At 74.1% G+C, this 8,955-nt stretch carries 9 protein-coding genes and 1 tRNA gene; 6 read left to right on the top strand and 4 right to left on the bottom strand.

Annotation, left to right across the window (positions count from 1 at the left end):
• The first annotated feature begins 1 nt into the window (after position 1).
• The 6 genes from tuf to CR165_RS25420 all read left to right on the top strand — a co-directional run bounded on the left by tuf (position 2) and on the right by CR165_RS25420 (position 5,327).
• Positions 2 to 1,189, top strand: a complete 1,188-nt coding sequence (tuf, locus tag CR165_RS16215; protein WP_109517967.1) for an elongation factor Tu — start codon at positions 2 to 4, stop codon at positions 1,187 to 1,189.
• A 136-nt stretch (positions 1,190 to 1,325) separates the two neighbouring features.
• Positions 1,326 to 3,305: a glycosyltransferase family 61 protein gene (locus CR165_RS16210; RefSeq protein WP_109517982.1), complete on the top strand. Its 1,980-nt coding sequence runs from the start codon at positions 1,326 to 1,328 to the stop codon at positions 3,303 to 3,305.
• Positions 3,306 to 3,383: 78 nt separating this feature from the next.
• Positions 3,384 to 3,460 (top strand) — tRNA-Trp (locus CR165_RS16205).
• Between the two features lie 117 nt (positions 3,461 to 3,577).
• On the top strand, positions 3,578 to 3,775 hold the full coding sequence (gene secE / locus CR165_RS16200; protein ID WP_099097365.1) for a preprotein translocase subunit SecE: 198 nt from the start codon (positions 3,578 to 3,580) through the stop codon (positions 3,773 to 3,775).
• 19 nt (positions 3,776 to 3,794) lie between these two features.
• Positions 3,795 to 4,331 (top strand): transcription termination/antitermination protein NusG, encoded by a 537-nt coding sequence (gene nusG, locus CR165_RS16195; protein ID WP_109517981.1) that lies wholly within the window; start codon positions 3,795 to 3,797, stop codon positions 4,329 to 4,331.
• Between the two features lie 33 nt (positions 4,332 to 4,364).
• Positions 4,365 to 5,327 carry a DUF2062 domain-containing protein gene (locus tag CR165_RS25420; protein ID WP_219929770.1) on the top strand — a complete coding sequence of 321 codons (963 nt, stop codon included), beginning with the start codon at positions 4,365 to 4,367 and terminating at the stop codon, positions 5,325 to 5,327.
• A gap of 6 nt (positions 5,328 to 5,333) precedes the next feature.
• Here the strand turns inward: CR165_RS25420 and CR165_RS16180 are convergent, their stop codons facing one another.
• Genes CR165_RS16180 through CR165_RS16165 form a run of 4 tightly spaced genes read right to left on the bottom strand, consistent with a single transcriptional unit; the run spans position 5,334 to position 8,945 of the window.
• Positions 5,334 to 6,224: an efflux RND transporter periplasmic adaptor subunit gene (locus CR165_RS16180; RefSeq protein WP_109517980.1), complete on the bottom strand. Its 891-nt coding sequence runs from the start codon at positions 6,222 to 6,224 to the stop codon at positions 5,334 to 5,336.
• A complete protein-coding gene (locus CR165_RS16175) occupies positions 6,221 to 6,430 on the bottom strand; it encodes a DUF1656 domain-containing protein (protein WP_109517979.1) in 210 nt (69 codons plus the stop codon). Before CR165_RS16175 ends, CR165_RS16180 begins: the two co-directional genes overlap by 4 nt.
• Positions 6,427 to 8,478 carry an FUSC family protein gene (locus CR165_RS16170; protein WP_109517978.1) on the bottom strand — a complete coding sequence of 684 codons (2,052 nt, stop codon included), beginning with the start codon at positions 8,476 to 8,478 and terminating at the stop codon, positions 6,427 to 6,429. Before CR165_RS16170 ends, CR165_RS16175 begins: the two co-directional genes overlap by 4 nt.
• Complete coding sequence (locus tag CR165_RS16165; RefSeq protein WP_109517977.1) at positions 8,478 to 8,945, bottom strand: MarR family winged helix-turn-helix transcriptional regulator; 468 nt, start codon at positions 8,943 to 8,945, stop codon at positions 8,478 to 8,480. Before CR165_RS16165 ends, CR165_RS16170 begins: the two co-directional genes overlap by 1 nt.
• Positions 8,946 to 8,955: the final 10 nt, after the last annotated feature.

Raw genomic sequence — 8,955 nt, 5'->3', positions numbered from 1 at the left:
GATGGCGAAAGCTAAGTTTGAGCGGAACAAGCCGCACTGCAACATTGGTACGATCGGGCACGTGGACCATGGCAAGACGTCGCTGACGGCGGCGATCACCAAGGTTCTGGCGAAGTCGGGCGGTGCGTCGTTCACGGCGTATGACCAGATCGACAAGGCTCCCGAGGAGCGCGCGCGCGGCATCACGATCTCGACCGCTCACGTTGAGTACGAGACGGCGAACCGCCACTACGCGCATGTCGACTGCCCCGGCCACGCCGACTACGTGAAGAACATGATCACGGGCGCGGCGCAGATGGACGGCGCGATCCTGGTGGTCTCGGCGGCCGACGGCCCGATGCCGCAGACGCGCGAGCACATCCTGCTGGCGCGCCAGGTTGGCGTTCCGGCGCTGGTGGTGTTCCTGAACAAGTGCGACATGGCCGACCCCGACCTGCTGGAGCTGGTCGAGATGGAGGTGCGTGAGCTGCTGTCGAGCTACCAGTTCCCGGGCGACGACATCCCGGTGATCAAGGGCTCGGCGCTGATGGCGCTGGAGGACAAGTCGCCGGAGCTGGGCGAGAACGCGATCCTCGAGCTGATGGCGGCGGTGGACAGCTACATCCCGCAGCCGGAGCGCGCCAAGGACCTGCCGTTCCTGATGCCGGTCGAGGACGTGTTCTCGATCTCGGGCCGCGGCACGGTGGTGACGGGTCGCGTCGAGCGCGGCATCGTCAAGGTCGGTGAGGAAGTCGAGATCGTCGGCCTGAAGGCCACGGTGAAGACGACGGTGACCGGCGTCGAGATGTTCCGCAAGCTGCTCGACAGCGGCGAGGCGGGCGACAACATCGGCGCGCTGCTGCGCGGCACGAAGCGCGAGGACGTGGAGCGCGGCCAGGTTCTGGCCAAGCCCGGCTCGATCACGCCGCACACGCAGTTCAAGGCCGAGGCCTACATCCTGACGAAGGAAGAGGGCGGCCGCCACACGCCGTTCTTCACCAACTACCGCCCGCAGTTCTACTTCCGCACGACCGACGTGACGGGCGTGGTGAAGCTGCCCGAGGGCGTCGAGATGGTGATGCCGGGCGATAACGTGGCGATGGACGTCGAGCTGATCGCGCCGATCGCGATGGACCAGGGCCTGCGCTTCGCCATCCGCGAGGGCGGCCGCACCGTCGGCGCCGGCGTCGTCGCCTCCATCAGCAAGTAAGATGCCGCCGGCCTTCGGGCCGGCTGCTGGACTTCGGAGCGGGCCGCCCTCGGGCGGCCCGTTTTTTTGTGCCTGCCCCGCCGCCATGAAGGAGTGGTAAGGAAAAAACGACAACCGCCGCATGAGTATGACTAACTTGCAGGTATTCAGCTTGCTGGTGGCCGGCAGCACCCTCGAGGCCATCCGGAGCCTTCCTCCGGCGGCCATCGCGGAGCGGCTCCAGGCCATGATCGACCGCTCCGACGCGGAGGGCCTCACGGAGTTCCTGGGCGTGCTGCCGGATGACCGGATACCGCCCGAGGCGCTGCCCCTGCTGGTCCAGGCGGCGCGCAAGCTCGCCCTGCCGGCGGTGCTGGAGCGCGCCCTGGCGCTGGGCTCGCAGCCCGCCCTCTCCGCCTCGCTGCGCACCCTGCTGATGCAGAAGCTGATGGAGAGCCGCGACGAGGCCTTCAGCCTGGGCGCGTGGCGCGTGCTGACGGCCGACCCGGCGATCTTCGCCTCCCGGTCCGCCGCCAACGCGCTCCGCTGGCTTGCCATCCTGCGCCTGCGCCTGCCCGCCGGCGCGGTACGGGACGCCGCCACCGACCTGCTGGCGCGCCACCGCGATGCCACCAACACAGACCTGCTGGACGGCGTCGAACTGCGTGAGCGCCTGCGCATGCTGGCCGAGGCCAAGGACTGGTCGGGCGTCTGCGCGCTGGCCGCCACCGTGCCGGAGCGCCACCTGACGGGGGATGCGCCGGACTGGCTGCTGACGGCCGCCCTGCAGCGGGGCGACGCCGCCATCGCCGACCGCGCGCTCGGCCTGCTGGAGGAGGCGCTGGCGGTGCCGCAGCGCCGGATCTGGGTGGCCCGGCAGCTTGCGGCGGCGGACATGGTGGCCAGGGGATGGGCGGTGCTGGACCTCCCGGCCTTCCTGGCGCGCTGGCCCGACCTGAAGCTGGCGCTGCTGGAGGCGCTGCCCGTCTTCCTGGCCCGCGCCAGGGGGCCGCTGCGCGTGGAGATCCGCTCGGCTTTCGAGCAGCTCTCCGCGCCGCGGCTGGACCCGGTCAGGACCATTCCCTTTCCCGTGGGCCGTTTCCCGGCGGAGCCGCCGGCGGGGGTATGGCCGGTGCGCGTCCTGCGCTCCGCCGGGGTCAGCGAGGCGCAGGCGGCGACATTCGCCCGCATCGTCGAGGACCATGCCCGGCGCGTGGAGCGTTCCCGGGCGGCGGAGGACAGCAGGGATGTCATCCGCTGGCCGGAGCTGCAGGTCTACCAGGATGTCTGGGTGGACCGGCTGGGGCGGGTGGGGGACGCGGCCGGCCGGGTGGCGCCCTTGCTGCAGGCGCCGAGCGTGGCCGGGCTGCCGCCCCCGCCGGAAGGGGCGGCATTCTTCCCGGAGGCCGCCGTCGCCTCGATGCCCAGGAACTTCTTCCACTGGTTCGCGGAGGGGTTCCCGGCCCTGGCCTGGCGCTTCCGCCAGGATGCGCCGGCGGTGCCCATCCTCACCAATGCGGAGGCGGCGGGCTTCATGCGGGAAACGCTCGACCTGCTGAGCGACGTGCCGCCCGTGGTGGAGGTGGTGCAGGACACGGTCCGGGTCGGCCGGGCGCTCACCGCCTATCGTGGCTCCAACGTGCTGGTGCACTGGAGCTGCTTCGGCGAGCTCTACGGCCGCCTTGTCGCCCGTGCGCGGGAGCGCGGCACGGCCGGCGCCGCCGGGCCGCTGCTCTACCTGTCGCGCCGCGCCGCCGCTTCCCGGCGGCTGGAGAACGAGGCGGCGCTGGAGGAGGCGCTGGCCCGGCTGGGCTTCACCCCCGTGGTGCTGGAGAAGCATTCCCTGGCCGACCAGATCTGCATCCTCGGGCAGGCGGAGGCCGTGGTGGCGCCGCATGGGGCGGGGCTCGCGCACATCGCCGCCGCGCGGCCGGGGCTGAAGGTGTTCGAGATGATGCCGGCGCGGGTCGGGGCCGAGCCGCTGCGCGCCGCCTTCGCCCGCCTGTCGGTGACGCGCGGGCACCGCCACCTGCTCTGGCTGGAGCAGGCGCACCCCCTGGCCGACCGCTGGCGCGTGGACATCCCCGCCATGCTGGAGGCGCTGCGCCGCTTCCTGGAGGAGACGCCGGCGCGCTGAGCGGGGCCGCTTTCAGCCCCTCGACAGGGCGGGCGGGCTGACTTATAGACGCATCCTCGCGCAGCGATGGCGCCGCGCAGGGGCGTAGCTCAATTGGCTAGAGCGCCGGTCTCCAAAACCGGAGGTTGGGGGTTCGAGACCCTCCGCCCCTGCCAGCACCGCCCACGTTCTGCATGGGCCGCCTCCCGCCGGGGGGCCGGGTCTTGCGGGGTGGCTCCGGTCCGGATGCCGCCCGCGAAGCGTGTCTCCCTTGAACCATTAGGGTTGCGATTTTGGCGAAGCTCGATCCTGTGCTGTTCATCCGCGACGTGCGGCAGGAGGTGGCCCGGGTCACCTGGCCGACGCGCAAGGAGACGTTGATCACCACCGGGCTGGTGCTGGCGCTTTCGGCCCTGGCCGCGGTGTTCTTCCTGCTGACGGACAAGCTCATCCAGTTCCTGGTGAGCCTGCTGTTCGGCTTTGGCGCCTGATAAGGACGGGAGGGGTTCCATGGCCGAAATGAGGTGGTACGTCGTCCACGTCTACTCGGGTTTCGAGAAGAAGATCGCCCAGCAGATCAAGGAGCAGGCGGCGCAGAAGGGGCTGGCCGAGAAGTTCGGCGACATCCTGGTTCCCTCCGAGGAGGTGACCGAGGTGCGCCGCGGCCAGAAGGTCAATTCCGAGCGCAAGTTCTTCCCCGGCTACGTGCTGGTGAAGATGCAGATGACCGACGAGGCGTGGCACCTGGTGAAGGACACGCCGAAGGTCACCGGCTTCCTCGGCGCCCGCAACAAGCCGAGCCCGATCTCCGAGGCCGAGGCGCTGCGCATCGTGCAGCAGGTGCAGGAGGGCGTGGACAAGCCCAAGCGCCCCGCCATCGTCTTCGAGGTGGGCGAGCAGGTGCGCGTCGCCGACGGCCCCTTCACCAGCTTCAACGGCACGGTGGAGGAGGTGGACGAGGAGCGCGGCCGCGTGAAGGTCTCCGTCTCCATCTTCGGCCGCGCCACGCCGGTCGAGCTGGAATACGCCCAGGTCGAGAAGGTCTGAGGGCAGGGTCTCCCGCCGCATGAGTCGCCGGGCATGATGCGGGCGCTGCGGGAGAGATGGGCGGGGCTTCTGGCCTCGCCCGGCGGCGCCCGCAGGGTTGCCCGCGGCCTGGCGGCCGGCGCCGCCGCCGCCATGCTTCCGGCCTTCGGGCTGCATCTCCTCTTCGCCGCCGGCTTCGCGCTGCTGCTGCGCGGCAGCCTGCCCGTGGCCGCCGCCGCCTGCCTCGCGCTCGGCAACCCGCTCACCCATGCCGTGCTGCTGCCCGCCGAGTACGCGCTCGGCCGGCTGCTCCTGCCGCCCTCCGTCGAGTTCCTGCCGGAACACGGCCCGGCCTGGCTGCTGGCCCTGCTGCCCGCCGCCGAGGAGACGGTGGCCGGCGGCGTGGTGCTGGCCGGGGTGGCCGGGCTGCTGGGCTGGCTGCTGGCCCGCCGCGCCCTGGTGCCCGGTGCCGCCGCGCCGGAGGCGCCGCTGCGGGTGATTCACCTGAACGGCGCCATCAACAGCGGCAAGTCGAGCGTGGGCCGGGCGCTGGCGGCGCTGATCCCGGGCGCGGGCTTCATCGAGGGCGACGAGCACGGCCTGCCCGCGGAGCTGCCGCCCGAGCAGCGCTGGGCGGGGGCGCTGGGCCGCATCCTGCGGCGCATCCGCGAGAGCAACGCCCCCTGCCTGGTCTCCGCCTATCCGCTGGACGAGGCGGGCTACCGCCGGCTGCGCACCGCCTGCGTGGCGCGCGGCGCCGCCCTCTCGGTGGTGACGCTGGCGCCGCCGCTGGAGGTGGCGCTGGGCTCGCGCGGCGGCCGGGTGCCGGATGCGGCGGAGCAGGCCCGCATCCGTGCCATGTATGCCGAGGGCTACCACCGCCGCCTCTTCAGCGACGTGACGCTGGACAATGCCGGGCTGGCGCCGGAGGAGGCCGCGCGGCGCGTGCTGGCGGCGCTGGCCCATGCCCATGCGGCCAGGGCGCCGGGTGCGGCGGGACGCGCCGCCCCGCCCTGACCGGCCTCAGGGCCGCAGCAGGGAGGGCGCCACGCCGCCCGGCATGACCGTCACCGTGGCCGTCCGCCCCGGGATCAGCCGCATCCCCTCCGGGATCTCCTCCAGCGCGATGCGCACCGGCACGCGCTGCGCCAGCCGCACCCAGGAGAAGGTGGGGTTGACGTTGGCCACCAGCCCGCCCGCCTGCTCGCGGTCCGCGATGCCGCCGGCGATGCTCTCCACCCGGCCGGAGAGGGGGCGCGCATCGCCCATCAGCACCACCCGCGCCGGGTCGCCGGGGTGGATGCGGCCGAGCTTTGTCTCCTCGAAATAGCCCTGCACATGCAGGCTGCCGGCATCGACCAGCGCCATCACCGCGCTGCCGGCGGCGACATAGGCGCCGGGCCGCAGCGTCAGGTTGGTGATGGTGCCATCCACCGGCGCGCGGATCTCGGTGCGCTCCAGGTTCAGCCGGGCGAGGTCGCGCTGCGCCTCGGCCTCCTGCAGCGCGGCGGCGGCGGTGGCCGCCTCGGAATGCGCCTGGTCCTGCCGCTGGATGGAGACGACGCCCTCGGTGAGGCGGTCGTAGCGGCGCTCGTCGCGGCGGGCGCGCTCCAGCGTGGCGGCGCGGCTGGCCACCACCGCCTCGGCCTGCTGCAGGGCGAGAGCGAAGCGGGCCTGGTCCAGCCGCAGCAGGGGCTGGCCCCGCGCCACCACGGCATTGTCGGCCACCAGCACCTCGGCCACGAAGCCGGAGACGTCGGGCGCGATGCCGATGATGTCGGCCCGCACGCGGCCATCCCGCGTCCAGGGCGACTCCATGTAGTAGCGCCAGAGCTGCCAGCCCATCAGCCCGGCGGCGCCGACCAGCGCCAGGGTGAGCAGGATGCGCGCGGCGCGCGCCAGCAGGGGCTTCATGACAGCAGCGACTCCGTGAGGGCGGCGACGCCGCCGAGGGTGAGGATGTAGAGGGCGAGGTCGAAGAGCGGCGGGTGCCAGACCAGCCGGTACAGGCCGGCGCGGCGCAGCAGGGCGCGCAGCAGGGCGAAGGCCGGCAGCGCCAGCGCCGCCCAGACCAGCAGCGCCGGCAGGTAGATGCCGTAGAGGTCGATCTCCGCGATCATGCGGGCAGGCTCCCGTGTTGCGGCGCCGGGGCTGACAGGGCCGGAGGTGGCGCCCCGGGGAAGAGGGCGAGGCGCAGGCCGGAGAGCGAGACCGCCGCGCGCCGCGCCGCGCGGCCGGGCTCGGCGGCGCAGGCGGCCAGCGCCGCGTCCAGCCGCTGCAGCAGCGCCGCGCGGGGCAGGGCGCCGCGCGCCTCGGCGGCGATGGCGGCGAAGGCGGCATCCAGCGCCGCGCCGGGGGCGGCGGGCAGGCTGGCGCGCGCCTCGCGCAGCCGCAGCAGGTTCAGCGCCGCGCGCAGGTCGGCCAGCTCGGAAACCGGCACGGCGCGGGCATCGACGGCGCCGAGCCGCGCCGCCAGCGCCTCGAACCGGTCGAGCATGACGGCGAGGATGCGGCGGAGGTCGGCGGCGCTGCGCCCCTCCGCCAGCCGGGCGAGGTCCCGCCGGTCGGCCCTGGCCAGGCGGCGCACCCGCCAGGCCACGCCGAAGGCGCGCGCCACCCGGGTGATGACCAGCGCCAGCGCCAGCCCGCCCAGCGTCGCCAGCCCGCCATCGGCATAGCTGGCGAAATCGGCGCTGTAGGTCTCCTGCAGGTTGAGCACCGCCGGCACGGTGGCGGCCACGGCCAGCGCCGGCGCCATCATCGCCGGCTGCGCCATCAGCGCGCCGGCCGGCAGGTAGAGCGGCGCCAGCACCAGGATCAGCAGCGGGAAGCCGTCGATGCGCGGCAGGATGGCGAACTGGTAGAGGCCGGCGATCAGCACCGCCGCGGCGGCGCCGAGGATGAACAGGCGCAGCGCCGGCGCCGGGTCGTCGAGCTGGGCGAAGATGCAGAGGGCGACGGCGCCCATCATCGCCAGGCTGGCGCCATGCGCCCAGCCGGTGCCGACCCAGATGGCCCCGCCCAGCAGCACCGCGCCGCCGGCGGCGAGGCCGGAGAAGGCGGCCAGCACCGGGTCCACATGGCCGGGCACGCGGCGCTCGGGGGCGGGGGCGGCCTCGGCCGGCTGCACGGCCAGCAGCCGCTCGGTCAGCAGCAGGGTCTGGCGCCACTGCTCCACCAGCTCGCGCAGCCGCTCCACCAGCCCTTCGCGCAGCAGCGCGGCCCAGGGGTCGGCGGGGGCGGGCGCGCGGGCGGCCTCCTCCAGCCGCTGCCGCAGGCGCTGGGCGGCCAGGGTCCGCGCCGGCCCGGGCTCGGCCTGCATGCTCGCGGCCATCCAGGCCGCCACATCGGCCGCGAGGGGGGTGAGGGCCGCCGCCGCCGCGGCGTCCAGCGCCGCCAGGCCGCGCTGCCGCTCGCCGATGGCGGTGATCAGCGTCGGCAGGGCGCGGGCGCGCTCGCGCAGGTGCGGCGCCCAGAGTTGCGGCGCGCGGCGGCTCTCCGCCTCGTAGCGGGTCTGCTGGAACAGCAGCTCCAGCGCCGCGCCGTCGCGCGCGATGCGGCGGCGCTCGGCGGCGAAGCGTTCCGGATCATGGGCCCCGGAGAGGCTGTCCGCGCCGAAGCGGGCGAGGTCGGCCAGCCAGGCGCGGCTGGCGGCCAGCAGGCGCGGCACGCCCCGGCGCGGGAACAGCACGCCGTGCATCAGCCAGGCGCAGAGGATGCCGAGGCCGATCTCCAGCATGCGGGAGACCGCCGTGTCGAACACCGCCTGCGGCTGCTCGACGATAGGGAAGCAGACCAGCGCCGCCGTGTAGCCGGAGAGCATGAAGGCGTAGGCGCGCGGCGTGGGGTCGTAGAAGGAGGCGGCGAGGCAGGCGCCGATCCACAGCGCCAGGGCCAGCAGCAGCAGCGGCGGCGCGCCGGCCAGGTTGGGCAGCACCAGGATGGAGAAGGCGCCGCCGCACAGCGTGCCGACCAGCCGCCACAGCGCCTTGGCGCGCAGCGCGCCGGCGAAGGGCTGGGCGACGATATAGACCGTGGCCATGGCCCAGTAGGGGCGCGGCAGGTCCAGCCCGAAGGCGACGAGCAGCGCCAGCGCGGCGGCGGCGAAGCTGCGCACGGAATAGAGCCAGTCGGCGCGGGCGGGCCAAGCGGGCATCCAGGCGGGCATCAGGGCTGCTCCCCGTTCACGCCGAGCCGGTGCCACATGCCTTCCAGCACCCGCATGGTGGCCTCCAGGTCCTGCGGCGCGGCGGTGCCCAGCAGCTCGGCGCGCAGCGCCTCCAGCAGCCCCTCGGCCTGTTCCGCGGCCCGCCGCCCGGCGGCGGTGAGGTGCAGGATGCGGGCGCGCCGGTCGGCCGGGTCCGCATGGCGCTCGACCATGCCGGCGGCGCAGAGCTGGTCCAGCAGCCGCACCAGGGAGGGCTGCTCGATGCCGAGGGCCTGGGCCAGCGCGCCCTGCCGGCAGGGCGCGTCGCCCCGCGCGCGCAGCAGAAGCAGGGCGGAGGCGGTGGCGTGGGACAGGGAGAGGGGTGCGAGCCGCAGGTCGGCCTCGCGCCGCCAGGCGCGCGTGATCCGCACGAAATGGTCCCCGAAGCGGCGGAACAGCTCGGGCAGGGGCGGGGCGGCGGAGGACATGCGGGAAAGG

It is taken from the genome of Teichococcus aestuarii (assembly GCF_003116135.1).
Classification (GTDB): domain Bacteria; phylum Pseudomonadota; class Alphaproteobacteria; order Acetobacterales; family Acetobacteraceae; genus Pseudoroseomonas; species Pseudoroseomonas aestuarii.
Note: the sequence above shows the minus strand (reverse complement) of the source record. Positions and strands in the feature narration are given on the sequence as shown.

Coding starts and splice junctions, on each gene's coding strand:
- tuf (WP_109517967.1), top strand. CDS start 2: ATGGCGAAAGCTAAGTTTGAGCGGAACAAGCCGCACTGCAACATTGGT.
- nusG (WP_109517981.1), top strand. CDS start 3,795: ATGGCCGAAATGAGGTGGTACGTCGTCCACGTCTACTCGGGTTTCGAG.
- CR165_RS25420 (WP_219929770.1), top strand. CDS start 4,365: ATGATGCGGGCGCTGCGGGAGAGATGGGCGGGGCTTCTGGCCTCGCCC.
- CR165_RS16180 (WP_109517980.1), bottom strand. CDS start 6,224: ATGAAGCCCCTGCTGGCGCGCGCCGCGCGCATCCTGCTCACCCTGGCG.
- CR165_RS16175 (WP_109517979.1), bottom strand. CDS start 6,430: ATGATCGCGGAGATCGACCTCTACGGCATCTACCTGCCGGCGCTGCTG.
- CR165_RS16170 (WP_109517978.1), bottom strand. CDS start 8,478: ATGCCCGCCTGGATGCCCGCTTGGCCCGCCCGCGCCGACTGGCTCTAT.
- CR165_RS16165 (WP_109517977.1), bottom strand. CDS start 8,945: ATGTCCTCCGCCGCCCCGCCCCTGCCCGAGCTGTTCCGCCGCTTCGGG.